25 protein-coding genes and 1 pseudogene are annotated in these 23975 nt (G+C 69.0%); 14 read left to right on the plus strand and 12 right to left on the minus strand.

What is annotated here, in order from left to right; genetic code table 11:
* Window positions 1-10: 10 nt before the first annotated feature.
* Window positions 11-583 carry an FKBP-type peptidyl-prolyl cis-trans isomerase gene (locus BS329_RS25415; RefSeq protein WP_076163753.1) on the plus strand — a complete coding sequence of 191 codons (573 nt, stop codon included), beginning with the start codon at window positions 11-13 and terminating at the stop codon, window positions 581-583.
* Window positions 584-668: 85 nt separating this feature from the next.
* Here BS329_RS25415 and BS329_RS25420 read toward each other — a convergent pair whose 3' ends face one another.
* Window positions 669-1196, minus strand: coding sequence for a GNAT family N-acetyltransferase (locus BS329_RS25420; RefSeq protein WP_076163754.1), 528 nt, complete (start codon window positions 1194-1196; stop codon window positions 669-671).
* The gene (locus BS329_RS25425) at window positions 1193-2164 is read right to left on the minus strand and encodes a quinone oxidoreductase family protein (RefSeq protein WP_076163755.1); all 972 of its coding nucleotides are present in this window, start codon (window positions 2162-2164) and stop codon (window positions 1193-1195) included. Before BS329_RS25425 ends, BS329_RS25420 begins: the two co-directional genes overlap by 4 nt.
* Before the next feature lie 95 nt (window positions 2165-2259).
* Here BS329_RS25425 and BS329_RS25430 point away from each other — a divergent pair, with 95 nt between their 5' ends.
* Together BS329_RS25430 and BS329_RS25435 are read left to right on the plus strand one after the other, a co-directional pair.
* Window positions 2260-2568 carry a hypothetical protein gene (locus BS329_RS25430; protein WP_076163756.1) on the plus strand — a complete coding sequence of 103 codons (309 nt, stop codon included), beginning with the start codon at window positions 2260-2262 and terminating at the stop codon, window positions 2566-2568.
* Entirely contained in the window at window positions 2565-3443 is an 879-nt protein-coding gene (locus BS329_RS25435) for an ATP-grasp domain-containing protein (RefSeq protein WP_076163757.1), read from the plus strand. The genes BS329_RS25430 and BS329_RS25435 overlap by 4 nt, the downstream gene beginning before the upstream one ends.
* A gap of 81 nt (window positions 3444-3524) precedes the next feature.
* Here BS329_RS25435 and BS329_RS25440 read toward each other — a convergent pair whose 3' ends face one another.
* The 5 genes from BS329_RS25440 to mptB form a co-directional block, all read right to left on the minus strand.
* The gene (locus tag BS329_RS25440) at window positions 3525-4472 is read right to left on the minus strand and encodes an acyl-CoA desaturase (RefSeq protein WP_076163758.1); all 948 of its coding nucleotides are present in this window, start codon (window positions 4470-4472) and stop codon (window positions 3525-3527) included.
* Window positions 4473-4587: 115 nt separating this feature from the next.
* Entirely contained in the window at window positions 4588-5556 is a 969-nt protein-coding gene (locus tag BS329_RS25445) for a COX15/CtaA family protein (protein ID WP_076163759.1), read from the minus strand.
* Window positions 5557-5621: 65 nt separating this feature from the next.
* The gene (locus tag BS329_RS25450; protein WP_076163760.1) at window positions 5622-6434 is read right to left on the minus strand and encodes an ABC transporter permease; all 813 of its coding nucleotides are present in this window, start codon (window positions 6432-6434) and stop codon (window positions 5622-5624) included.
* Window positions 6431-7357 carry an ABC transporter ATP-binding protein gene (locus BS329_RS25455; RefSeq protein WP_076163761.1) on the minus strand — a complete coding sequence of 309 codons (927 nt, stop codon included), beginning with the start codon at window positions 7355-7357 and terminating at the stop codon, window positions 6431-6433. Before BS329_RS25455 ends, BS329_RS25450 begins: the two co-directional genes overlap by 4 nt.
* Window positions 7358-7376: 19 nt before the next feature.
* Window positions 7377-8963, minus strand: coding sequence for a polyprenol phosphomannose-dependent alpha 1,6 mannosyltransferase MptB (mptB, locus tag BS329_RS25460; protein ID WP_076163762.1), 1587 nt, complete (start codon window positions 8961-8963; stop codon window positions 7377-7379).
* A gap of 210 nt (window positions 8964-9173) precedes the next feature.
* Here mptB and BS329_RS25465 point away from each other — a divergent pair, with 210 nt between their 5' ends.
* Genes BS329_RS25465 through BS329_RS25495 form a run of 7 tightly spaced genes read left to right on the plus strand, consistent with a single transcriptional unit; the run spans window position 9174 to window position 15606 of the window.
* Entirely contained in the window at window positions 9174-9974 is an 801-nt protein-coding gene (locus BS329_RS25465; protein ID WP_425266374.1) for a helix-turn-helix transcriptional regulator, read from the plus strand.
* Between the two features lie 38 nt (window positions 9975-10012).
* Entirely contained in the window at window positions 10013-11419 is a 1407-nt protein-coding gene (gene sufB, locus BS329_RS25470) for a Fe-S cluster assembly protein SufB (RefSeq protein WP_409492618.1), read from the plus strand.
* A 2-nt stretch (window positions 11420-11421) separates the two neighbouring features.
* The gene (gene sufD, locus BS329_RS25475; RefSeq protein WP_076163764.1) at window positions 11422-12621 is read left to right on the plus strand and encodes a Fe-S cluster assembly protein SufD; all 1200 of its coding nucleotides are present in this window, start codon (window positions 11422-11424) and stop codon (window positions 12619-12621) included.
* A gap of 35 nt (window positions 12622-12656) precedes the next feature.
* Window positions 12657-13427 carry a Fe-S cluster assembly ATPase SufC gene (gene sufC / locus BS329_RS25480; RefSeq protein ID WP_076163765.1) on the plus strand — a complete coding sequence of 257 codons (771 nt, stop codon included), beginning with the start codon at window positions 12657-12659 and terminating at the stop codon, window positions 13425-13427.
* A 39-nt stretch (window positions 13428-13466) separates the two neighbouring features.
* Window positions 13467-14753: a cysteine desulfurase gene (locus tag BS329_RS25485; RefSeq protein ID WP_076163766.1), complete on the plus strand. Its 1287-nt coding sequence runs from the start codon at window positions 13467-13469 to the stop codon at window positions 14751-14753.
* Window positions 14753-15202, plus strand: coding sequence for a Fe-S cluster assembly sulfur transfer protein SufU (gene sufU / locus BS329_RS25490; protein WP_076163767.1), 450 nt, complete (start codon window positions 14753-14755; stop codon window positions 15200-15202). The genes BS329_RS25485 and sufU overlap by 1 nt, the downstream gene beginning before the upstream one ends.
* Window positions 15199-15606, plus strand: coding sequence for a metal-sulfur cluster assembly factor (locus BS329_RS25495; RefSeq protein ID WP_076163768.1), 408 nt, complete (start codon window positions 15199-15201; stop codon window positions 15604-15606). Before sufU ends, BS329_RS25495 begins: the two co-directional genes overlap by 4 nt.
* A gap of 283 nt (window positions 15607-15889) precedes the next feature.
* Here BS329_RS25495 and BS329_RS25500 read toward each other — a convergent pair whose 3' ends face one another.
* Together BS329_RS25500 and BS329_RS25505 are read right to left on the minus strand one after the other, a co-directional pair.
* Window positions 15890-17857 carry an ABC1 kinase family protein gene (locus BS329_RS25500; RefSeq protein ID WP_076163769.1) on the minus strand — a complete coding sequence of 656 codons (1968 nt, stop codon included), beginning with the start codon at window positions 17855-17857 and terminating at the stop codon, window positions 15890-15892.
* A 12-nt stretch (window positions 17858-17869) separates the two neighbouring features.
* On the minus strand, window positions 17870-19087 hold the full coding sequence (locus BS329_RS25505) for an MFS transporter (protein WP_076163770.1): 1218 nt from the start codon (window positions 19085-19087) through the stop codon (window positions 17870-17872).
* 89 nt (window positions 19088-19176) lie between these two features.
* On the opposite strand from BS329_RS25505, the gene BS329_RS25510 reads away from it, so the two are divergent.
* From BS329_RS25510 to BS329_RS25520, 3 genes are read left to right on the plus strand one after another with little or no spacing between them, the layout of a single operon-like run.
* On the plus strand, window positions 19177-19746 hold the full coding sequence (locus BS329_RS25510; protein WP_076163771.1) for a TetR/AcrR family transcriptional regulator: 570 nt from the start codon (window positions 19177-19179) through the stop codon (window positions 19744-19746).
* A gap of 9 nt (window positions 19747-19755) precedes the next feature.
* Window positions 19756-20985, plus strand: a complete 1230-nt coding sequence (locus tag BS329_RS25515; RefSeq protein WP_076163772.1) for a sensor histidine kinase — start codon at window positions 19756-19758, stop codon at window positions 20983-20985.
* Entirely contained in the window at window positions 20982-21635 is a 654-nt protein-coding gene (locus BS329_RS25520) for a response regulator (RefSeq protein WP_076163773.1), read from the plus strand. The genes BS329_RS25515 and BS329_RS25520 overlap by 4 nt, the downstream gene beginning before the upstream one ends.
* 142 nt (window positions 21636-21777) lie before the next feature.
* On the opposite strand, the gene BS329_RS25525 is transcribed toward BS329_RS25520, so the two are convergent.
* From BS329_RS25525 to cysD, 3 genes and pseudogenes are all read right to left on the minus strand, one after another.
* Window positions 21778-21993, minus strand: a complete 216-nt coding sequence (locus BS329_RS25525; protein WP_084750156.1) for an adenylyl-sulfate kinase — start codon at window positions 21991-21993, stop codon at window positions 21778-21780.
* Window positions 21980-22432, minus strand: a pseudogene (locus tag BS329_RS25530) (GTP-binding protein); the annotation flags it as partial. The gene BS329_RS25525 and the pseudogene BS329_RS25530, both read right to left, overlap by 14 nt.
* Entirely contained in the window at window positions 22432-23340 is a 909-nt protein-coding gene (cysD, locus tag BS329_RS25535) for a sulfate adenylyltransferase subunit CysD (RefSeq protein ID WP_076163774.1), read from the minus strand. The pseudogene BS329_RS25530 and the gene cysD, both read right to left, overlap by 1 nt.
* A gap of 76 nt (window positions 23341-23416) precedes the next feature.
* Between cysD and BS329_RS25540 the strand changes: the two genes are divergently transcribed.
* The gene (locus tag BS329_RS25540; RefSeq protein ID WP_076163775.1) at window positions 23417-23893 is read left to right on the plus strand and encodes a nuclear transport factor 2 family protein; all 477 of its coding nucleotides are present in this window, start codon (window positions 23417-23419) and stop codon (window positions 23891-23893) included.
* Window positions 23894-23975 lie beyond the last annotated feature (82 nt).

Raw genomic sequence — 23975 nt, forward strand, 5'->3', positions numbered from 1 at the left:
GGTCTGCCGCATGCGCACATTCGGCAAGATCGTGGTCATCGGCGCGGGCGTCCTCGCCCTGGCGGCCTGTGGCGAGAAAGCGAACACCGCAGGTTCCGCCCAGTCGTCCTCCGGCGCGGCACCCGCGTCGGCGACGTCGCAGGCCCCGCCCGCTTCGAAGGGCAAGGAGTGCACGGCCGACGACGTCAAGACCACCGGGAAGTTCGGGGAAGCGCCGACCATCACCATCCCGGACGACTGCGACCCGCCGAAGAAGCTCATCACCAAGGACCTCGAGCCCGGCACTGGTGAGGGTGCCAAGGCCGGCGCGAAGCTGGGGATGAACTACTCGCTGGTCACCTGGTCCAACAAGCAGAAGTTGGACAGCTCGTTCGACCGCGGCGAGCCGTTCGAGCTGACGCTCGGCGCCGGCATGGTCATCAAGGGCTGGGACCAGGGGCTCGAAGGGATCAAGCAGGGCGCGCGGCGACTGCTGATCATCCCGCCGGACCTCGGTTACGGCCAGGGCGGCAACGGCATCGAGCCGAACGAGACCCTGGTGTTCGTGACCGACGCGGTGAGCGTCCCGACCGACAAGGGCTGATGCCGGCAGGAGCTGAAGGGGCCCTTCACCGCATCTCACGCGATGAAGGGCCCTTTCGCTGCATGCGATGCGGGGAAAGTCCCCTTCAGTCGCGGTACTCCCAGGTGAGCAGGGTGATCTCCAGGCCCTTCTCGACCTTCACCTCAGGTTCCCTGTCGGTCACGGCGTAGCCGACGCGGCGAGCGACGGCCTCGCTGGCCGCGTTCCGCGCGTCGATCTTCAGCTGGAGCGGTCCGAGACCGAGGTCCAGCGCATAAGCGGTGAGCACCCGAAGAGCCCGCGCCGCGAGGTCTTGCCCGCGGTGGGCCGGGCCGACCGCGTAGCCGAGTTCGGCCGCATCGTCCTTCAGGAACAACACCACCTCGCCGAGCGGCTCGCCGCCGTCGACCGTGATGGCCAGCCGCCGCCCCGTCCCCTCGGTGCGGCGGGCGAGACTCTTCTCGTAGTGCCCCTTCGCCGCCACCTCGTCGAAAGGGGACGGCAACGGCGTGAAACGAGCGACAGCGGGGTTGTCGAACAGGCCGGGCATGAACGCGACGTCGTCTTCGATCCAGTCGCGCAGCACGACATCTTCCCCGGTGAGCCGGACCTCCTCCGGCCAGGTCACGGTCACGGGATCAGCAGGAGCTTGCCGGTGGTGCGGCGGCCCTGGAGGTCTTCGTGCGCCTGACGGGCGTCGGCCAGCGGGTAGCGGCCGCCGATCCGGATGTTCAGCGAGCCGTCTCCGACGGCGGTGAACAGTTCGTTCACCCGCCACTCCAGTTCCTCACGGGTGAGCACGTAGTGCGCGGAGGTCGGGCGGGTGAGGTACACCGAGCCACTGCGGTTGAGCAGTTGCGGGTCGATCGGCGGCACCGGGCCGCTGGCCGCGCCGTAGAGGGCGAGCAGGCCGCGGATCTTCAGGCTCGCCAGGCTGCCGTCCACAGTGGACTTGCCGACGCCGTCGTAGACCACTGCGACGCCCTTGCCGCCGGTGAGTTCGCGGGCCGCCTCGGCGAAGTCGACCTGGTCGTAGCGGATGACGTCGTCCGCGCCCGCCGCCTTGGCGAGTTCGGCCTTCTCGGCGGTGGAGACGGTGCCGATCACCCGCGCGCCGCGGGCCTTGGCCAGCTGGACCAGCAGCAGCCCCATCCCGCCCGCGGCGGCGTGGACGAGGACGTCGTCACCGGCCTTGACCTCGTAGGTCGAGGCGGTCAGCGCGTGCGCGGTGACGCCCTGGAGCATCGTGGCGGCGGCGGTCTCCTCGGTCACGCCGTCCGGGATCTTCACCGCGACCGCGGCGGGGAGCAGACGGCGCTGGGCGTAGCTGCCGAGCGAACCCTGCCAGGCGACCCGGTCGCCCACGGCGAAACCGGTCACGCCGTCGCCGATCGCGGCGACCGTGCCGGCGCCCTCCATGCCCAGGATGAACGGCGTGCCGACCGGGTAGATGCCCTCGCGGTGGTAGGTGTCGATGTAGTTGACGCCCGCCGCGGCGACGTCCACCAGCAGTTCCCCGGCACCGGGTTCGCCGACCTCGACTTGCGTCGGCTCGAGGACTTCGGGACCGCCGGTTCGCCGGATCTGCACTGCCGTGGGCATACATCCTCCTCGTTCAAGGTCGTTCCGACCGGGACAACTATGGCCGACGCCACGGTTATTCCGCGTCCCGGGCCTTTCGCGGTTAAGCTCGGGCCGTGGCTGAGACCGAAGAGAAGACCGAGACCGCCGCCCCCACGTCGCGCCAGGTCGCGGCCGCCCGCGACTTCGTCAAGCGGCACGGGAAGCCGTCGCGCGCGGTGGTGGAGAACATCGGCCGAGCCGGCGCCAGGGTCGTGCTCGTGGGCGCCGACGGCGCGCTCGGTGACGTCATCGTCGCCTCCACCGAGGCGGGCGAGGCGCTGGTCGAGGCCGTCGAAGACCTCGAGCCCGCCGAATGGGACAGCGAGACCGTGAAGGCCACCAAGATCGGTGCCGAGCACCGCCGCCGGATGGCCGGCAAGTGAGCGGCTCCGCGATCTTCGTCGCTTGCTCCACGCTGCCGGAAGGTGACGGTGACGAGCACGCCGTTCCCGAGGCGATGGCCGACCTCGGCTTCAAGACCCGCTGGGCCGTCTGGGACGACACGACCGTCGACTTCGGCGCCGCGGACATCGTCGTGCTGCGCGCCACCTGGGACTACGCCGAGCGCCGTGACGAGTTCCTGTCCTGGACCGAAACCGTGCCCGCGCTGTCCAATTCGGCCGAAGTCGCGCGCTGGAACACCGACAAAGCCTATCTGGCCGAACTCGGCGACGCCGGGGTCGCGGTCGTGCCGACGACGCTGATCGCGCCGGATGACGACACCCCGCGCTGGCCCAAGGGCGATTTCGTGCTGAAGCCCGCGGTCGGTGCCGGATCCCGGGGCGTCGGGAAGTTCACCGCCGCCCGCGCCGACGAGGCCGTGTCGCATCTGAAGAGTCTTCACGGCGAAGGCCACACCGCGGTGATGCAGCCGTATCAGTCCAGTGTGGACAGTGAAGGCGAGTTCGCGCTGGTGTACTTCGGCGGCGTCTACTCGCACGCTTTCTCGAAGGCCGCGATGCTGGGCAGGGGCAGGGAAGTCGACGAATCCGGTCTGTACGTGACGGAAAAGCTCGCGCCCGTGCAGCCCGCCGCGGGATTCCGTGCCTTGGCCGAGGACGTTCTTGACGCGACGGCGGCGCTGCTCGGCATCCTGCGCGCGGAACTGCTCTACGCCCGCGTCGACCTCGTCGCCGGTCCGGACGGCAAGCCGCTGCTGCTGGAACTGGAACTCGTCGAGCCGTCGCTCGGTTTCCGTCAGACCGACGCCGCGGCCGCTTGGCGCTTCGCCTCGGCCGTACGGCAGCAACTCGCCTGACGCGATTCGTCCTCTAGTTGCGGTATATGCGTGTGCAAGTACCGCAACTAGAGGACGAATCGCGAAGGGGGCAGGCGAGTGTCAGGCGGGTTTCACGCGTTTGGCGGCCAGGCGTTCCGGCTTCGGCCACCGCACGTCCCGCGCCCAGCCGAACTTCTCGAACAGCCAGATCAGGCGCGCCGAGACGTCGACCTGTCCGCGCAGGACACCGTGCCGCGCGCAGGTCGGGTCGGCGTGGTGGGAGTTGTGCCACGACTCGCCCATGGACAGAATCGCCAGCGGCCAGAAGTTCGCCGCCTTGTCACGGCTGGCGAACGGGCGCTCGCCGATCAGGTGGCAGATCGAGTTCACCGACCAGCTGACGTGGTGCAGGAACGCGATCCGGACCAGCCCGGCCCAGAAGAACCCGGTCACCGCACCCCACCAAGACCAGCTGATCAGTCCGCCGAGTACGGCGGGCAGCGCGAGGCTGAGCGTGATCCACAGCCAGAAGTAGCGGTTCACGACGCGAAGATCCTTGTCGGCCACCAGGTCCGGCGCGAAGCGCTCGTAGTTGGTCACCTCGCGGCTGAACATCCAGCCCATGTGCGCGTGCCAGAACCCGCGCAGCAGCGCCGTGGGCGACGTCCCGAACAGCCAGGGGGAGTGCGGGTCGCCTTCGCGGTCGGCGAAGGCGTGGTGACGGCGGTGGCTGGCCACCCAGAAGATGACCGACCCCTGCACCGCGAAACCACCGGCGATCGCGAGCGCGATCCGCAGCGGGCGTCCGGCCTTGAACGCACCGTGGGTGAAGTAGCGGTGGTAGCCGACGGTCACCCCCAGCGTCCCGACGGTGTAGAACACGGCCGCCAGCGCGAGATCGACCCAAGTCATGCCCCAGCCCCACACGATGGGCACGGCGGCGAGCAGCGCGACGAACGGGACCAGCAGGAAGGTCTTGAGTATTAACATCTCCCCGGACCCTCGACGGTGGGAGATCAGGGGCTTGGACTGACTGGCCGGTGCGTCCGGCTCCGTGCTGGCGGTCATGCGACACCTCGTGCCTCGACTCGGAGGTGACCCCCGTGTGGGGCACCGAAACGCAGCGTAAGGGCAGTGTCTGGCGAGCACGCCGCCCGGGGGTTACGTCCGGTTTGCCAGGGAGTCAGTTCGAAGTGGCGAGTTCCCGGTCAGCGGCGTGGGAAACCGGCGCCGGACCGCGATCTCGTGATCCGCACCACAGTGCCGCCGTGGAGACGATCACCAGCGCGGAGCCGAGGACGTGGAACGAGACCAGCGCCTCCGGCACACCCAGCGCGTACTGCACCGAGCCCAGGACACCCTGTGCGAGAGCGATGACCCAGACGAGGGTGTACCGCCGCCACAGCTGCTTCGGCGTGCTGCCACGCATCAGCTGGAGCCCGAACACGACCAGCACGATCAGGTAGGCCACCAGCAGGCCGCCGTGGATCTGCGTGAGCGTCTCGATCGGCGCCTGGAACCGGTGGGTGCCGGGGTCGCCGCCGTGCGGGCCCGCGCCGGTGACCGTGGTGCCCGCGACCAGGACGGCCCACATCGCGGCGGCGAGCACGATCAGCGTCTTGCGGCCCGCGTCCGGGATGAGCCAGCGGGCGGGCTCGTCACCCTCCTCGAAGGCGCGCAAAAGCAGGACCGCGAGCCAGACCAGGGGAGTGGAGGCCAGGAAGTGGAGCGCGACTGTCCACCATTCGAGCTTCGCGAGCACGGTGATCCCGCCGACGACGGCCTGCAGCAGCACGCCCGCGGGCATCGTCCAGGCCAGCTTCACCAGACGGCGGCGGCTCGGGTGCTCGATCTGCACGCGCCACGCGGTGATCACGCACAGCGCGGCGACGGCGATGACGACGCCGGTCAGCATCCGGTTGCCGAACTCGATCCATTGGGTGAGCGCGTCGAATTCGGGGTGCGCCACCGGCACGATGCTGCCTTCGACGCACTGCGGCCAGGTCGGGCAGCCGAGGCCCGAGCCGGTGACCCGGACGATCGAGCCGGTGACGCCGATTCCGGCCTGTGCGATCACCGCCGCCATCGCGACCGCTCGCTGGACCGCGGACGAGGGATACGGCAGACGCGCTACAAGGCTCTGGAACGGCACGCCTCCGATGCTAGAACGCCGTTGCTGAGAGCGTGTCACCGGCCGTATCCGCTGTGTCCGCCGCCTCAGGTGAGCTTCGTGGTCTTACTCGCCAGCGCACCGGCGACGACGCCCCAGCCGACGAGGACCGCGAACGGGCCCCAGCCGAACGAGCCGTCCAGCAGCACCGACCGCAGTCCTTCGGCGAGCGCGCCCGAGGGCAGCAACTCGACGATCGTCGCGACACCGGACGGCATCGTCGACGGCGCCAGCAGGATGCCACCGGCGAGCAGCAGCACGAACCAGACGATGTTCGCCAGCGCCAGTACGGCTTCCGCCCGCAGTGCCCCGCCGAGCAACAACCCCAGCGCGCCGAACGCGAACGTGCCAGCGATCAGGAACGGGATCGCACCGAGGATCCCGCCGGGCGACGGCGACCAGCCCAGCAGCGCGGCCACGGCACCGAGGATCACGGCCTGCAACGCGACCACGACCAGCGCGGCGGTCACCCGGCCCGCGACGAGCAGCCAGCGGGGCAGCGCGGTGGCGGAAAGTCGTTTCAGGACGCCATAACGGCGATCGAAGCCGAGTGCGATGGCCTGTCCGGTGAACGCCGACGACATCACCGCCAGCGCCAGGATCCTCGGCGTGATCCAGTCCACTTTGGACGCCGAACCGAGCTGCGACGACGGCAGGATGTCCAGCAGCGACAAGCCGATCAGCAGCGCGAGCGGGATGAGCAGGGTCAGCAGGATCTGCTCGCCGTGGCGCAGGGTCAGGCTCGCCTCGATCTTCGCGTGCGTGCGCAGCATCTTGCCGAGCGAACCGCGGCCGGGGGCGGGGGTGAAGGTGCCCGCGGCGAATCGGGGAGCGGGCGGCGGCGTAGGCAGTGTCGTCATGCGCGCAGTTCCCGTCCGGTCAGCTCCAGGAAGACCTCTTCCAGCGTGCGCCTGCCGACCTGGAGTTCCTCGGGCATGACGCCCTGCTGCGCGCACCACGCCGTCACCGTCGACACCACCTGCGGGTCGATCGCGCCCTCGACGAGGTACGTCCCCGGCGCGGACTCGTGGACGAGGTGACCCTCGGGCAGGGCCGCGGTCAGCAGACCGGTGTCGAGCCGCGTACGCGCCTTGAAACGCATCTGCACGGCTTCGCCCGCGTCGACGGTCAGCGACTGCGGGGAGCCTTCGACGACGACCTTGCCGTGGTCCACGATCACCACGGTGTCGGCCAGCGTTTCGGCCTCTTCCATCAGATGCGTGGTGAGCAGCACGCTGACCCCGTCGGTGCGCAGTGCGCCGAGCAGATCCCAGACCAGGCGACGGGCCTGCGGGTCCATACCCGCTGTCGGCTCGTCGAGGAAGAGCAGTTCCGGGCGTCCGACGAGCGCGCAGGCGAGGGAAAGCCGCTGCTGCTGTCCGCCGGAAAGGCGTTTGAACGGCCTCTTCCGCGCTCCGGCGAGACCGAGGACATCCAGCAGCCAGGCGGGATCGAGCGGGTTCGCGGCACACGCCGCGACCAGTCCGAGCATCTCGTCGGCGCGGACGCCGGGATACGCGCCGCCGCCCTGGGGCATCACGCCGATCCGCGGCCGCAGCGCCGGCCCGTCCCGTGACGGGTCCATGCCCAGCACGCGGACTTCGCCGTCGTCAGCGCGCAGGAAGCCTTCGCAGATCTCGACGGTGGTGGTCTTGCCGGCCCCGTTCGGGCCGAGCAGAGCAAGCAGTGTGCCACGTTCCATCCGCAGGTCGAGTCCGTCGACCGCGGTGGTGGATCCGTAGCGTTTCACCAGCCCGGTGATCTCGACGGCGGGGGTGTTCACGACAGGTCACGATACGGCGTCACGCCGGGACCGAACGCTCCGGGGACGATCTGGACAGCAGCAGCGGCGAGACGCGGTGGACGACGAACAGCCCCAGAAGCGTGATCGCCCCCGCGGCGGCCCACGCGAACGGCAGGACGTAACCGCGGCCGTCGAAGGTGCTGCCCGTCGTGGGCAGCAGGAACGGCAGGACGGCGGTGACGATCGTCGCGGCGATGCGGAATCGCGAGGTCCCCGCGGACGCGGCGAGCGGGATGATCGCCCACAGCAGGTACCAGGGTTGCAGCGCGACGTGCAGGACCATCACCGCGCCGAGCGAGACCCCGAGGCCGATCATCGGCCGGTAGCGCCATTTGAAGCTGTCCCAGAGGAACTTGACCGTCACCGCCCCCGCCACGAGATAGCCGAGCGAGCCGAGGATCGGTACCAGCGCGTTGGTGTGGTTGCCGAGGCCGAGCGCGATGCCGAGGACACCGCCGAGCGCGGCGAGTTCCGAGGTCGGCGAGATCCACGAGCGCACCAGGCCCGGCGTCCCCAGCGCGCCGACCCAGCCGAAGCCGAGTCCGGTGCCGTAACAGACCGCGACCAGCACGACGCCGAACAGCAGTGCCATCGGCGCCGCCGCGGTGAGCAGGTCCTTGAGCCTGCCGTGCCAGCGTCTCGCCACCATCACCGTGAAAAACGGCAGCGCCAGGATCGCGTTCAGCTTCACCGCGACGCCGAGGGTGATGATCGCCACCCCGAGCCCGATGAACAGGAGTTCGCCCTTGGCCAGCGGCGGGGGAGTGTCGCCCTTGAACCGCACCGGCATCCGGCTGATGCCGATCTCCAGCCCGGCCACCATGAGGCCGATCGCCAGCGCGTCGTTGTGGGCGCCCGCGACGAAATGGAAGATCAGCAGCGGGTTCGCCGCGCCGAGCCACAGCGCGGTGGCGGGCTGCACGCCGAACCGCCTGGCCAGCCGGGGCAGCGCCCAGATGATCAGGATGACGCCGATCAGCGCGAGCCCTCGTTGCAGCAGGACACCGGTGACGATGCTCCCGTTGCTCAGCGGGGCGAGCCAGCCGCCGAGGCGCAGCAGCAGCGGGCCGTAGGGCGCCGGGGTCTCGCGCCACATGTTGGAGACACCCGAGGTCAGCGGATCGGAGACACCGAGTGCTTCGGCGGGGCCGAGGGAGTACGGGTCCATCCCGCGCGCCACGATCTCGCTCTGCGCGAGATAGCTGTAGACGTCGCGAGAGAACAGCGGCGGGATGACCAGCAGCGGCGCGCACCAGAGCGCGATGGTGCGGGCGAGCTGGCCCTGGGTGGCGAGGCGGCGGCGCGCGGGCTGCGCGAACCGGCCCAGCATCAGCCAGCTGAGCACGATGATCGCCATCCCGGCGAGGCCCATCGCGAGCGAGACGGTGGGGATCCGGGTGAACAGCCGCAGGACCGGGATCTCCTGGACCGGGTTGATCACCGGCGCGGCGCCCGCGCCGAGCGAGCCGAGGGCGAGGAACAGGGAACCGACCGCGCCGAACCGGCGGACCACGTTCAGCCCGCGCAGTTCCTTGTCGTCGAGCGGCTCGGATTCGTGCGGGCGTGCCGGGGACAGCGTCGCCACCGATCCCGACGCCGGGTCTTCCGGTCCCGTCCCGTCCGTGTCCCGCTGCGCCGGGTGTTCGCCCACTGCCACGCACGAAGGGTAGCGATCGCGGGAACAGACTGAACGAGTACGTGGTTACCTCCGGGAGATCACCGGTCGACGTGATCCACGCCACTCCGTGAGGCACCCCTCTTTGCGGCCTCCCCGGAAATACGTCACACTTGTGTTGTGAAAAAGATGGGGACGCAGGACGAGGCCGGTGGCGACATGCTCCGCGCCGAGGTCCAGCCTGTCCCCGCGCAGGTCGGTCCCGAGGGTCGGACCAGGCACGAAGTGGCCCGTTTGCTGCTGGAACAGGGTCCGATGACCGCCGTCGTGGTCGCCGAGCAGCTGGGGATCAGCGCCGCCGCCGTCCGCCGTCATCTGGACGCGCTTCTGGCCGACGGCGAGGCCGAGACCCGCGACGCGCCCCGCCGCGGCCCCCGCGGACGAGGCCGTCCCGCCAAGAACTTCCTGCTCACCGAAGCGGGCCGCGCCCGGTTCGGGCACGCGTACGACGACCTCGCGTCCTCGGCCATCCGCTTCCTCTCCGATCACGCCGGCGAAGACGCCGTGAAGGCCTTCGCGGAAGCCCGTGTCGCTTCGCTGGTCGGCCCGCATCAAGAGGCCATCACCAAGCACACGGATCCCGCCGCCCGCGCCGAGGCCCTCGCTGCGGCGCTGACCAGGGAGGGTTACGCTGCGTCGACCCGTCAGGTCGGGGTTGGTGAACAGCTGTGCCAGCACCATTGCCCGGTCGCCCACGTCGCCGCCGAGTTCCCTCAGTTGTGCGAAGCCGAAACCGAGGCTTTCGCGCATCTGCTGGGTACCCACGTGCAGCGACTGGCGACCATCGCACGCGGTGACAACGCGTGCACCACACACGTACCCGTCGCTTCGGCGGGTCACCCGGCCACACCCCGGCCGGGAAGCACGGCGCCCTCCCCAGGGCGTACAGCACGGATCCCGAATGGAGGGAAACCCGCATGACTGCCGCTGCCGAGCAGCGCACTCCCACCACCGCGCCCATGAGCCAGGAAGAGACCATCGAGTCCCTTGGCAAGTATGCGTTCGGCTGGGCGGACTCCGACGAGGCGGGCTCAACGGCCCGTCGTGGACTCAACGAGGACGTCGTCACCGACATCTCCTCGAAGAAGTCCGAGCCGGAGTGGATGCGCGAAGCGCGACTCAAGGCGCTCAAGCTTTTCGATCTGAAGCCCATGCCCAACTGGGGTGCGGACCTCTCCGGGATCGACTTCGACAACATCAAGTACTTCGTGCGGTCCAGTGAGAAGCAGGCCACCTCCTGGGAGGACCTGCCCGAGGACATCAAGAACACGTATGACCGGCTCGGCATCCCGGAGGCGGAGAAGCAGCGTCTCGTCGCCGGTGTCGCCGCGCAGTACGAGTCCGAGGTCGTCTACCACTCGATCCGTGAGGATCTGGAGGCACAGGGCGTCCTGTTCCTGGACACCGACACCGCGCTCAAGGAGCACCCGGAGATCTTCAAGGAGTACTTCGGCTCCGTGATCCCGGCCGGGGACAACAAGTTCTCCGCGCTGAACACCGCGGTGTGGTCCGGTGGCTCGTTCATCTACGTGCCCAAGGGCGTCAAGGTGGACATCCCGCTCCAGGCCTACTTCCGGATCAACACCGAGAACATGGGCCAGTTCGAGCGGACCCTGATCATCGTCGACGAAGACGCCTACGTGCACTACGTCGAGGGTTGCACCGCGCCGATCTACCAGTCCGACTCGCTGCACTCGGCGGTCGTGGAGATCATCGTGAAGAAGGGCGCCCGCTGCCGTTACACGACCATCCAGAACTGGTCGAACAACGTCTACAACCTGGTCACCAAGCGCGCCAAATGCGAAGAGGGCGCGACCATGGAGTGGATCGACGGCAACATCGGTTCCAAGGTCACCATGAAGTACCCGTCCGTGTTCCTCATGGGCGAGCACGCCAAGGGCGAGGTCCTCTCGGTCGCGTTCGCCGGCGAAGGCCAGCACCAGGACGCCGGCGCGAAGATGGAGCACCTGGCGCCGCACACCTCCTCGACCATCGTGTCGAAGTCGGTGGCGCGCGGCGGTGGCCGCACCTCCTACCGCGGCCTGATCAAGATCGCGAAGCGGGCGCACCACTCGCGGTCCAGCGTGGTCTGTGACGCGCTGCTGGTCGACACGATCTCGCGGTCGGACACGTATCCGTACGTCGACATCCGCAACGACGAGGTCTCGATGGGCCACGAGGCGACCGTCTCGAAGGTCAGCGAAGACCAGATGTTCTACCTCATGTCGCGCGGTCTCGACGAGGCCGAGGCCATGGCGATGATCGTGCGCGGGTTCGTCGAGCCCATCGCGCGTGAGCTGCCGATGGAGTACGCGCTCGAGCTGAACCGCCTGATCGAGCTTCAGATGGAAGGGTCCGTCGGCTAGTCATGTCGGTTACCGAGAACAACGTTTCCGAAGCGATGCGCGAGGGGGTTGGCGAGCCCGCCGGCTCTGGAGGCACAGTTGTGCCGGCCACCTCCCGCGCGGAGCGGTTCACCTCTCATGACGTCGAGGCCTTCGAGGTCCCCGGCGGCCGTGAGGAGAACTGGCGCTTCACTCCGATGAAGCGGCTGCGCGGACTGCACGACGGGTCCGCCACCGCCTCGGGTTCGGCCACCGTCGAGGCCGACGCCGCGCCCGAACTGAAGATCGAACAGGTCGGCCGGGACGACGAGCGCCTCGGCGTCGCCGGTGTCCCGAGCGACCGGATCGCCGCGCAGGCCTACTCCTCGTTCACCGAGGCCACCGTCATCACGGTGCCCAAGGAGACCAAGGCGTCGAAGCCGTCGACGGTGAAGATCACCGGCCCCGGTGAGGGCCAAGTCGCTTACGGGCACCTCCAGGTCCGCGCCGAGCAGTTCTCCGAGGCCGTCATCGTCCTCGACCACGCCGGCTCCGGCACCTACGCCGACAACGTCGAGTTCGTCATCGGCGATTCGGCGAACGTGACCGTGGTCAGCGTCCAGGACTGGGCCGACGACGCGGTGCACGTGTCCGAGCAGCACCTCAAGCTCGGCCGCGACGCCACGCTCAAGCACATCGTCATCACCCTGGGCGGAGACCTCGTCCGCGTCTCGCCGACGGCGACCTTCGCAGACAAGGGCGGCGACGTCGAGATGCTCGGCCTGTACTTCGCGGACGAAGGACAGCACCAGGAGCACCGCCTCTTCGTCGATCACGCCGTGCCGAACTGCAAGTCGCGGGTGATGTACAAGGGCGCGCTGCAGGGCGACGGCGCGCACACCGTGTGGGTCGGCGACGTGCTGATCCGGGCGGCCGCCGAGGCCACCGACACCTACGAGCTCAACCGCAACCTGGTGCTGACGCCGGGCGCGCGGGCCGACTCGATCCCGAACCTGGAGATCGAGACCGGCGAGATCGAAGGCGCCGGGCACGCGAGCGCGACGGGAAGGTTCGACGACGAGCAGTTGTTCTACCTCCAGTCGCGTGGAATCGGCGAGGACGCCGCGCGGCGCCTGGTCGTACGCGGGTTCTTCCACGAGATCCTGGTCAAGATCGGCGTTCCCGAGGTGCGCGAGCGCCTCGAGGCCGCGATCGAAGCCGAGCTCGAAGCCGTGGGCGTCTAAGCCCTCGTCCGTCCACATCAGACTTTAGGAAAGAAATGCCTACGCTGGAAATCAAGGATCTGCACGCCTCGGTCACGACCGAGGAGGGCCCCAAGGAGATCCTCAAGGGCGTCAACCTGACCATCAAGTCGGGCGAGACCCACGCGATCATGGGCCCCAACGGTTCGGGCAAGTCCACGCTGTCCTACGCCATCGCCGGTCACCCCAAGTACGAAGTCACCTCCGGGCAGGTCCTGCTCGACGGTGAGGACGTGCTGGAGATGAGCGTCGACGAGCGCGCCCGCGCGGGCCTGTTCCTCGCCATGCAGTACCCGGTCGAGGTCCCGGGCGTGTCCATGTCCAACTTCCTCCGCACCGCGGCCACCGCGGTCCGTGGCGAGGCCCCCAAGCTGCGTCACTGGGTCAAGGAGGTCAAGGAGGAGATGGGCAAGCTGGAGATCTCGTCCGAGTTCGCCGAGCGTTCGGTGAACGAGGGCTTCTCCGGCGGTGAGAAGAAGCGCCACGAGATCCTGCAGCTGGCGCTGCTCAAGCCGAAGATCGCCATCCTCGACGAGACCGACTCGGGCCTCGACGTCGACGCGCTGCGCGTCGTGTCCGAGGGCGTCAACGAGTTCAAGGCCAGCAACGACGCCGGCGTCATGCTGATCACGCACTACACGCGGATCCTGCGGCACATCACGCCCGACTTCGTGCACGTCTTCGCCGGCGGCAGGATCGTCGAGTCCGGCGGCCGGGAACTCGCGGAAGAGCTGGAGGAGAACGGGTACGTCAAGTACACCGGCTCCGCCGAGACCGCCGCCGTCTGATCACTGAACTTCACGACTACACCGAGAGGAGTTGGCCCGATGACCACCACCACGGCTAACTCTGTACCGCTGGACGTAGCGGCCATCAGGGCCGACTTCCCCATCCTGACCCGCACCGTGCGGGACGGGAAACCCTTGGTGTATCTGGATTCCGGTGCGACGTCCCAGAAACCGGCGCAGGTGCTCGCAGCCGAGCGCCGGTTCCTCGAGACCTCGAACGCCGCGGTGCACCGCGGCGCGCATCAGCTCGCCGAGGAGGCGACCGACGCCTACGAATCCGCTCGCGTGCGGATCGCGGAATTCGTCGGCGCCTCCCCGCACGAGCTGGTGTTCACCAAGAACGCCACCGAGGGCATCAACCTCGTCGCCTACGCGATGAGCAACGCCGCCACGGCCGGTCCCGGCGCCGAACGGTTCAAGATCGGCCCCGGCGACGAAATCGTCATCACCGAGATGGAGCACCACGCGAACCTGGTGCCTTGGCAGCAGCTCTGCCAGCGCACCGGCGCGACGCTGAAGTGGTTCTCCGTCACCGCGGACGGCCGTCTTGATCTGTCCAATGTGGACGAACTGATCACCGAGCGGACCAAGGTGCTCGCATTCACGCACCAGTCCAACGTGCTCGGCACGATCAACCCGGTCAAGTTCCTGGTGGAGAAGGCCCGCAAGGCCGGCGCGCTGGTCGTGCTGGACGCTTGCCAGTCGGTGCCGCACTTCCCCGTGGACCTCCACGACCTGGACGTCGACTTCGCCGCTTTCGCCGGGCACAAGATGGTCGGCCCGTACGGTATCGGCGTCCTCTACGGCAAGCGTGAGCTGCTCGAAGCGATGCCGCCGTTCCTGACCGGTGGCTCGATGATCGAGCTGGTCCGCATGGAGCAGACCACGTTCGCCGCGCCGCCGCAGCGGTTCGAGGCTGGCACCCCCATGACGTCGCAGGCCGTCGGCCTCGGCGCGGCCGCCGACTACTTGTCGTCGATCGGCATGGACCGGGTCGCCGCGCACGAACATGTCCTCACCGAGGCGGCGCTGGCCGGGCTCGGCGAGATCCCCGGCGTGCGGATCATCGGTCCCACCGACATGACCGACCGCGGCGGACTGGTCTCGTTCGTCATCGACGGCGTCCACCCGCACGACTCGGGCCAGGTGCTGGACAGCCTCGGCATCGCCGTCCGCGTCGGGCACCACTGCGCGTGGCCGCTGCACCGGGCCTGCTCGGTCCCGGCGACCGTGCGCGCGTCTTTCTACGTCTACAACACCCTGTCCGAAGTGGACGCGCTGGTGAACGGTGTGCGTGAGGCGCAGAAGTTCTTCGGGGTGGCCTGATGAACCTCGAAAGCATGTACCAGGAGATCATCCTGGACCACTACAAGAACCCGCACGGCCGCGGTCTGCGCGAGCCGTTCGACGGCGAGTCGTTCCAGGTCAACCCGACCTGCGGCGACGAGGTGACCTTACGGGTGAAGGTCGACGACGGGAAGGTCGCCGACATCTCCTACGAGGGACAAGGTTGCTCGATCAGCCAGGCGTCCACGTCGGTCTTGACGGATCTCGTCGTCGGGCACACCGTGGAGGAGGCGTTCACCACCATGGACGCCTTCGTCGAGCTGATGCAGGGCAAGGGTCAGATCGAGCCGGACGAGGAGGTGCTGGAGGACGGCATCGCCTTCGCCGGCGTCGCCAAGTACCCGGCCCGCGTGAAATGCGCCCTGCTCGGATGGATGGCGTTCAAGGACGCTGTCGCCCGCACGACCAACGGAGTTGAGACGGCATGACCGAACAGCAGACCGAAACCCGCGAGGGGCGCACCGCCGCCGACCTCGACGCCGAGACCACCGCCGCCCCGGACACCGCCGACGTGGCGAAGGTCGAGGACCTCGAAGAGGCGATGCGTGACGTCGTCGACCCCGAGCTGGGCATTAACGTCGTGGACCTCGGCCTGGTCTACGACATCCGGGTCGAGGCGGACAACACCGCCACCATCGACATGACGCTGACGTCCGCGGCCTGCCCGCTGACCGACGTCATCGAAGACCAGACCGGTGCCGCGCTCGTCGGCGGCGGAACGGGACTGGTCAAGGACTTCCGGATCAACTGGGTCTGGATGCCGCCGTGGGGCCCGGAGAAGATCACCGAGGACGGCCGCGAACAACTGCGGGCGCTCGGCTTCACCGTCTGACCTCTGTCGCCGTAGTACATGAAGGCCCCCTTCCTTGCGCCTAGGTACAGGAAGGGGGCCTTCATGTACTTCCACACGGCCACCCGATCGTATAACGACCTATACGGCGCGGCGGTGACGGCGTGCGCGTATGCTGATCACTGTCGACGGGAAGCCCTTCAGCGTCCAGGTGCCGCCGGGCACCGTGTATCTCGCGGCGATCAGCGGAACAACTCCAACGACTCGCGGATCTACGCGGGGACGCCGGGTGACGGCGCCGTTCCGCTGGACAAGGTGCTCGGGGTCATCGGGGCGATCGTGAGCGTTGCCCGGACCGCCGGAAAACGACGAAAAGCAGTCGCAATCCCACCAGAGCACTGACCACCAGCAGGTTGTAGCCGAACATCTGGTGCAGTGTGACGCCGGGCAGCATCTCCGGGCCGGACGCGCCCGCCAGCAGCAACACCGCCATCAGCCCGGTGGCCGCGCCGACGAACGCCAGCAGGATTTCGTGCACCAGACCGGTGACGACGTCGCGGTCGCGTTCGTCGGAGAACAGCCGGACGTTGACCGAAAGCCTGCCCTGCTCCAGCGCGTTGCCGATCCGGTCGACGCGGCGGGGCAAGCGGCGCAGCACCGGCAGGAGCGCCAGCAGTTCGTTGGTGGCGGTGGCGCGCAACGACTCCGGCCGCAGTCCGGCACCCACCTGCTCGGCGGCGTAGGCGCGGGATTCGACGACGATGTTGAATCCCGGCGCCAGCGCGGCCAGCGTTCCCTCCAAAGTGGCCAGTGCGCGGAACACCGCGGCGATCGGCGGGGGCACGCTGAGCCGGAAGTCGGCGATCACCCGGAACAGGTCGGTGAACATGTCCAGATCCGGGGCCTGCCCGTGGTTGAAATGCTTGGCCACCAAGGCACCCAGCGCCCGCTCCAGCCGCTGCTCCTCGATCTCGTCCGGCCGGTCGACGATCTCCAGCAGGCCGTCGCGCAACGCGGCCGGGTCGCCTCGGTCGAGGGCGAGGATCAGGTTCTGCAACCCGGCGCGCAGTCCCGAGTCCAGCCGTCCGACCGAACCGAAGTCGAGCAGGCCCAGCCTGCCGTCGGTGAGCAACAGGACGTTGCCGGGATGCGGGTCGGCGTGGAAGACGCCGCTGCCCATCACCTGGCCGAGCACACACCGCAGCATCGACCGCGCGAGCTTGGCGCGCTCCGCGGCCGGGACCTGCTCCCTGGCGGAGGCGAGTGGTTTGCCGTCGAGGCGCCGCATCACCAGGACGCGTTCGGTGGACAGTTCTTTGTGGACGGTCGGAAGCGCGACCTCCGTGCCGGGGTAGGCAGCGGCGACGGCCTCGATGTTCCTGGCCTCCGTGCGGAAATCGAGTTCCTCGACCAGCGCGTCGGCGAACCCTTCGGCGAGGTCGACGACACCGAGCGAACGCGCCCAGTCCGCGCGCTGGTCCAGCGCGGCCGCCACCCGGCGGACGATGTCGAGGTCACGGTCGACCAGGGCCTGGACGCCGGGCCGCTGCACCTTGACGACGACGTCCTGCCCGCCGCGCAGCTTCGCCCGGTACACCTGCGCGATCGACGCGGCCGCGATCGGCTCCGGGTCGAACTCGGCGAAGATCTCGTCCGGGTCGCCGCCCAGTTCCTCCCGGAGCACGGTGGCGATCTCGTCGGCGTCGGCGAAGGCGACCTGGTCCTGGAGTTTGCTCAGCTCGTCGATGAACACCGGCGGGAGCAGATCGGACCGCGTCGAGAGCAGCTGGCCGAGTTTCACGAACGTCACGCCGCCCTCTTCCAGCGCGCGCCGCAGCGATCGCGCCAGTTTGGCGTGCCGGACCTGGGCGAGGCCGGGTTCGCGGCGGCCGGTGAGGTAGCGGCCGAGGCCGTGCTTGATCGCGATCCGGGTGATCTGCGAGTAGCGCCGCGTCCGGGCAGCGCGACGGCGCAGGGACCGGATCCGGCCGATCAGCCCGAGTCCGGAGCCCGCCGGCAGGACGAACTCCGCGACGAACAGGAAGATCAGCGTTGCCAGGAAGGCGCCGCCCGCCACCGGGATGACCAGCCCGGCGAAGGCACCGCCGCTCGTGTACATCGGCGTGGGGAACGCGCTGAGGATGCCGCCCGCGACGAGCCAGCCGAAACCGGCGGCGCAGAACGCGCGGACCACGCCGACCCGCACCCCCAGCACGCGGCGGGCGGCGACCACGAGCGGCCACAGCATCAGCGCGTAGACGGGCAGGGTGAGCAGGCCGAGCACCAGGTTCATGCGAAGAGGACATCACGCGCAGTCCACGCGGGATTCCCGCTCCGGCGGGACGGGACTCACCCTTGAGAGGGAGCGGACCCCGAAGTTGTAGGTCGTGGTCGCCTCCCGGGGCGCGAACAGGACACCGAGGACCGCGATCGCGGCGGCGGCGAGGAATCCGGCACGAAGGTCGATGAGGTCGCCGAGGAGGCCGATGAGCGGCGCTCCGACGGCCTGGCCGAGTGCCAGCATCAGGAAGGACACGCCGACACCGAACGCGGGCGCCGTCGGATAGGCCCTGGTGCCCCAGAGGATCAGCACTCCGGTCAGTCCGATGTAGACGGCGCCGAAGAGCGCCGCCGCGATGATGAGCGCCGGGAGCGACCGGGTGGCGAGGGCGAACAGCGCGGTGGCGACGGCGAACAGGACCATCCCCGCCGACCAGGCCCGGCGCAGCCCGGCCCGCGAGGTCAGCTCGGCGGTGAACGCGCCGGCCAGGCCGACGGCGCCGAGGACGATCCACACCACCGTCGAGGCCGTCTCGCTGAGACCGCCGACGCTCACCGCGATGTCCCGGCCGAACGTCCAGATCGCCGCGCTGGCCAGGCCGAGCGTCGCGGCGGCGGGCAGCAGCCGTCCGGTGGCGGGCGGGAGCAGTGGTGACGGCAGACCGCTCTTCCGGTCTTCCTTGACGGCGGGCACGACCCGGGCGATCCACAGCGTCACCAGCGCCGACGCCGCCGCGAAGGCCCACCAGGCCAGCCGCCAGTCGCCGATCGCGAGCAGGGAGACCGGGCCGGAGATCAGCACCCCGAGTCCGGTTCCGGCGTTCACCACGGACTGGGCGCGGTCACGGCGGGTCACGCGGACGACACGGGAGACGGCGTCCGCGAGCGACGGCGAGGCCAGTCCGGTGCTGGCTCCGGCCAGGACGACGCCGAGCGCGAGGACGGCGGCGTTCGGTGCGGCCGCGATCAGCGCGGTCCCCGCGGTGGCGGTCGCCCCGGCGGCGAGCGCGCCCGTCCGCGCGCCCCAGCGGCTCGTGACGGCGGTCGAGACGATGACCGCGAGGCAATACGCGACGTAACTGCCCGCGGCGATGGCCCCGAGTGTGCCGCCGTCGAGGGCGAACTCCGCCCGGAGAGTGGGCGCGAACAGGCCGTACGCGTACCTCGCCAGTCCGTAGGAGACCGCGATCAGCGACAACCCGGCCGCGGTGAGCGTCAGCTCGCGTTTGTACGAAGAAACCATCAGCTGTCCTCCAGGTGTATACCGGTCGGTATACCCAGGGAGTGTTCCCGCATTTCGCGCTCAGGTCAACCGATCGGTATAGTCAAGGCATGCTGACACCGGCCGGCGAGCGCGTCCTGAGCGCGGCGAGCACGTTGTTCTACCGAGACGGCCTGAACGCCGTGGGTGTCGCGGCCATCGCCGAGGCCGCGGGCGTCACGAAGAAGACGCTGTACGCGTGCTTCGGGTCGAAGACGGACCTCACTGTCGCGTACCTGCGAAGCCGTCACGACGTCTGGTGGGCGTACCTGGAACAGCGGCTGGCGGAGGCCGACGCGCCTCGGGCGCTGACGGTCTTCGACGCCTACGTCGAGCACCCGAAGCTCGGGAGCGACCGCGGATGCGCGTTCCTCAACGCGGCCGCCGAACTGCCCGCGGGGCATCCCGGGCTCGACGTGATCCGGCGGCACAAGGCCGCGGTGCGGGCGAAGTTCACGGAACTCCTCCGTGAGGACGTCCCGGGCGCCGCCGATCCGGAGCGGCTCGCGGAGCAGCTCTTCCTCCTGCTGGAGGGCGCCGTCGCGCACACCGGTATCGACGGGGACGCGCATCGGGTCACGCTCGCGAGGGAGATCGCGGAGATACTGCTGAGGGATCCGCGCGGATCCGGCACACGCTAGAAAGAGCGCATGCGACTTTTCGGCCCGCTCGTGGACCGGGCGACCTACCGGCGGTGGGTGTACTTCATCCTCGGTGGCGCACTGAGTGTGCCGTATATCCTCTTCGCCGCCATCGTGGTGCCGTCGCTGCTGCCCCTCGTCGTGACGGTGGAGCGCGGTGTCGTCATCGCGACGATCACCCTCGTCCTGGTGATCATCGCGTCGTCGTTCATCCCCGCCGTCCGGGTGCTGGAGGGCGCGGCCGTGCGGGAACTGCTGGACGATCCTGTACCGGGAGTGACGTTCGGGCCCGCGGCGAGCTGGCCCGTCCGGCTGCGGTCGACGGCGATGTTCCTGCTGCACGTGAGCACCGGCTGTGTCGTCAGCCTGGCGAGCCTGTTCGTCCCGGTCGCGTTCGGGTTCACCGTCGCGGCTCCGTTCTCCGGCCGGATCGCACTGTCCACGGAAGACCCGATCGAGGTGCCGAAGGGCTGGGCGAGCGCGTGGATCCCGCTGGTCTTCCTGCTCGGCGTCGTCGCGCTGGCGTACGTCGTGTGGGGAGCGGGTGTGGTGCTGACCCGGGCCGCCCGGAGTCTGCTGGGTGTCTCGGCCGCCGAACGGATCGCCCAGCTGGAGAAGCGCACCGAACAGCTCGCCGAACGCAACCGGCTGGCGCGGGAACTGCACGACTCGGTGGGGCACGCGCTGAGTGTCGTGACCATCCAGGCCGGGGCGGCGCGCCGAACCCTTCGGACCGATCCGGACTTCACCGAACAGGCGCTCACCGCGATCGAGGACTCCGCCCGCGCCGCGTTGGACGACCTCGACCATGTGCTGGGCCTGCTGCGGGAGGAGGCCTCGTCTCGGGCGCCGCAGTCGGGGCTGGCGGAGCTGTCCGCACTGGTCGAGGCCACGCGAAGGGCGGGTGCCGAGGTGACGGCGGACGTGCGGGGCGAACCGGCGACGGTGCCGCCGGTCGTTTCGCGCGAGGCGTACCGGATCCTGCAGGAATGCCTGACGAACGCGTTGCGGCACGCCGGTAAGGTGCCGGTGACGGTGCTCGTCGACGCCGGTTCGGAGCTGTTGCGGCTGCGGGTGTCGAACCCGCTGGGCACCGCGGCCCCGTCGCGGGACGGGGGCGGCCGGGGGCTGCGGGGGATGGCGGAACGGGTGGACGTGCTCGGCGGCACGATCACCGCGGGCCGCGCGGACGGATTCTGGAAGGTCGAGGTGGCGGTGCCATGGGGGAAACGGCGATGAGCACGAAGGTGCTGCTGGTCGACGACGAACAGCTGATCCGGGCCGGGCTGCGGGCGATCGTCGCTTCCGAGCCCGATCTGGAGGTCGTCGGCGAGGCAGCCGACGGTGCCGAGGTGCCGGGTATGGTCTCGCGGTTCCGGCCCGACGTCGTGCTGATGGACGTCCGGATGCCCTCGATCGACGGGATCCGCGCGACCACTCACCTGATGTCTACTATGGACAATCCGCCGAAGGTGATCGTGGTGACCACCTTCGAAAACGACGACTACGTCTACGACGCCCTGCTCGCCGGTGCGAGCGGCTTCCTGCTGAAACGGGCCCGGCCCGAGGAGATCGTCGCGGCGATCCGGACCGTGGCGTCGGGGGAGTCCCTGCTGTTCCCGGCCGCGATCCGGCGGCTGGCCGCGCGGCAGGCGAACCGGGGCCCGCAGGACGGTCTCGCCGGCGCCGGGCTCACCGAACGCGAACGCGAGGTGCTGCGGCTGATGGCCGGTGGACTGTCCAATGTGGAGATCGCGGGCGAGCTGTACCTCGGCGTGCAGACGGTGAAGACGCACGTGGGGAACGTGCTGGCGAAACTCGGCGCGAGGGACCGGACACAAGCGGTGATCAAGGCGTACGACACCGGATTCGTCACACCGGCGGGCTGAGCGGTCCGGTGCTCATGTCGCGAAAGCCACTTTCAGGACATCAGACGTCGCGAAAGTGGCTTTCGCGACACGCCACTCAGGGCCCCCAGAAGACTTGCGAACCACTGAGGCGTCCTGCCCAGGCGAGTAGACCAGCACAGCGTCAGTCGAGGGCGGCGAGGATCAGCGCGGCCATCGAAGCGGGATCCCCGTTCTCCGGGCGCAGCACCAGATTCGGGGTCTCGGGGCGTTCGTAGGGAGCGTCCACCCCGGTGAACCCGGTGATCTCACCCGCCCTCGCCTTCGCGTACATCCCCTTGGGGTCGCGGTCTTCGCAGACCTCGAGCGGGGTGTCGACGAAGACCTCCAGAAACGGCAGTCCGGTTGACGCACAACACCAGGTGCGGAATTCCGAGGAGGCTCGCCAGGAACGCGTGCCGCCGAGACTGTTCGAGCACGCCTTTGCGGGCGTCGATCAGGACCAGCGCGAGGTCCGCCGTGGACGCCCCGGTGACCATGTTCCGGGTGTACTGCACGTGCCCCGGGGTGTCGGCGATGATGAACTTCCGTTTGGGGGTCGCGAAATACCGGTGTGCGACATCGATGGTGATGCCCTGCTCGCGTTCCGCGCGCAGGCCGTCGGTCAGCAGCGCGAGATTCGGGTACGCCTCGCCGCGGGCGCGGCTGGTGCGTTCAATGGCTTCGAGCTGGTCGGTGAACACCGTCTTCGAATCGAACAGCAGACGGCCGATCAGCGTCGACTTCCCGTCGTCGACACCGCCCGCGGTCGCGAGGCGGACCAGTTGCGAAGCGCCCATCAGAAGTACCCTTCCTTCTTCCGGTCTTCCATTCCCGCTTCGGAGATCCGGTCGTCGGCGCGGGTGGCGCCGCGTTCGGTGAGCCTGCTGACGGCCACCTCGGCGACCACTTCGGACGGTGACGCCGCCGTCGACTCGACGCAGCCGGTGCAGGTCGCGTCGCCGACAGTGCGGAAGCGGACCGTTGCCTCGTAAGGACTTTCGCCTTCGCCCAAGCTGAGGAAGCGGGTGTGCGCGAGCAGCATCCCGTCCCGCTGGACGACCGCGCGCCGATGCGAATAGTAGATCGAGGGCAGGTCGACACCCTCGGCATCGATGTACTGCCAGATGTCGAGTTCGGTCCAGTTCGACAGCGGGAAGACCCGGATGTGCTCGCCCTTGCGATGCCTGCCGTTGTAGAGATCCCAGAGCTCCGGGCGCTGGTTGCGCGGATCCCACTGGCCGAACTCGTCGCGGAAGCTGAAGACGCGCTCCTTGGCACGGGCTCTTTCCTCGTCGCGCCGCGCACCGCCGAAGACGGCGTCGAACGAATGCTCACGGATCGCACGCAGCAGGGCGGCGGTCTGGAGGCGATTCCGGCCGGCCTTCGGATCTTCGATCACCCGGCCCGCGTCGATGTCGTCCTGGACGCTGGTGACGACGAGCCGGAGTCCGTAGGTGTCGACCGTGCGGTCCCGGAACTCGATGACCTCGTCGAAGTTGTGCCCGGTGTCGACGTGCATCACCGGGAAGGGTGGGGGCGACGGCCAGAACGCCTTGGCCGCAACGTGGAGCATCACCATCGAGTCCTTGCCGCCGGAGAACAGCAGCACCGGCCGCTCGAAGGTCGCGGCGACCTCTCGGAAGATGTGCACTGCTTCGGCTTCGAGTGCTTCGAGATGGGTGAGCTCGTAGGCCGGGGGCGCCATCGTGACCTCCGTGGTTGGAGATCAGAAAGTAGAACAGGTTCTTGTGCTCGGTCAAGGGGAGGAGGACGCTGTCGGCATGGACCTGGTCGCGCTCGAAGAGATCCGCCGCCTCAAAGCCCGCTACCTCCGGTGCCTCGACCTCAAGCTGTGGGACGAGATGGCCGGGACCCTGACCGCCGACGCGCACGCGCGCTACGGCACGCCGTCGTACGGCAAGCCGCTGACCTTCGAGGGTCGCGAAGAGATCATCGGATTCTTCCGGAACGCCGTCGGGCCCGGGATCGTCACGGTGCACTTCGCCGGGCAGCCGGAGATCGACGTCGACGGCGACACCGCGACGGGCACCTGGCTGATGCGGGACAAGGTGATCGTGCCGGAGCACCGGGTGGTGATCGAGGGCGCGGCGTACTACGAGGACACCTATCGGCGGGTGGACGGCGCCTGGTTGACCGCCTCGACCCGGTACGACCGGCTGTACGAGACGATGATGTCGATGGACGACGTGCCGAGCCTCAAGCTCACCGCGAACCTGTGGTCCTCCCCCCGCGATTAGTCCTCTAGTTGCGGTCCTTGCGCCTGCAACTACCGCAACTAGATGAGTGATTCCGTGAAGGTTGTGTGAGGGGTGCCGCTGT

The organism is Amycolatopsis coloradensis (assembly GCF_001953865.1).
Taxonomy (GTDB): domain Bacteria; phylum Actinomycetota; class Actinomycetes; order Mycobacteriales; family Pseudonocardiaceae; genus Amycolatopsis; species Amycolatopsis coloradensis.

Coding starts and splice junctions, on each gene's coding strand:
- BS329_RS25415 (WP_076163753.1), top strand. CDS start 11: ATGCGCACATTCGGCAAGATCGTGGTCATCGGCGCGGGCGTCCTCGCC.
- BS329_RS25425 (WP_076163755.1), bottom strand. CDS start 2,164: ATGCCCACGGCAGTGCAGATCCGGCGAACCGGCGGTCCCGAAGTCCTC.
- BS329_RS25440 (WP_076163758.1), bottom strand. CDS start 4,472: ATGACCGCCAGCACGGAGCCGGACGCACCGGCCAGTCAGTCCAAGCCC.
- BS329_RS25450 (WP_076163760.1), bottom strand. CDS start 6,434: ATGACGACACTGCCTACGCCGCCGCCCGCTCCCCGATTCGCCGCGGGC.
- sufB (WP_409492618.1), top strand. CDS start 10,013: ATGAGCCAGGAAGAGACCATCGAGTCCCTTGGCAAGTATGCGTTCGGC.
- sufD (WP_076163764.1), top strand. CDS start 11,422: ATGTCGGTTACCGAGAACAACGTTTCCGAAGCGATGCGCGAGGGGGTT.
- sufC (WP_076163765.1), top strand. CDS start 12,657: ATGCCTACGCTGGAAATCAAGGATCTGCACGCCTCGGTCACGACCGAG.
- BS329_RS25485 (WP_076163766.1), top strand. CDS start 13,467: ATGACCACCACCACGGCTAACTCTGTACCGCTGGACGTAGCGGCCATC.
- sufU (WP_076163767.1), top strand. CDS start 14,753: ATGAACCTCGAAAGCATGTACCAGGAGATCATCCTGGACCACTACAAG.
- BS329_RS25495 (WP_076163768.1), top strand. CDS start 15,199: ATGACCGAACAGCAGACCGAAACCCGCGAGGGGCGCACCGCCGCCGAC.
- BS329_RS25500 (WP_076163769.1), bottom strand. CDS start 17,857: ATGAACCTGGTGCTCGGCCTGCTCACCCTGCCCGTCTACGCGCTGATG.
- BS329_RS25505 (WP_076163770.1), bottom strand. CDS start 19,087: ATGGTTTCTTCGTACAAACGCGAGCTGACGCTCACCGCGGCCGGGTTG.
- BS329_RS25510 (WP_076163771.1), top strand. CDS start 19,177: ATGCTGACACCGGCCGGCGAGCGCGTCCTGAGCGCGGCGAGCACGTTG.
- BS329_RS25515 (WP_076163772.1), top strand. CDS start 19,756: ATGCGACTTTTCGGCCCGCTCGTGGACCGGGCGACCTACCGGCGGTGG.
- BS329_RS25520 (WP_076163773.1), top strand. CDS start 20,982: ATGAGCACGAAGGTGCTGCTGGTCGACGACGAACAGCTGATCCGGGCC.
- cysD (WP_076163774.1), bottom strand. CDS start 23,340: ATGGCGCCCCCGGCCTACGAGCTCACCCATCTCGAAGCACTCGAAGCC.
- BS329_RS25540 (WP_076163775.1), top strand. CDS start 23,417: ATGGACCTGGTCGCGCTCGAAGAGATCCGCCGCCTCAAAGCCCGCTAC.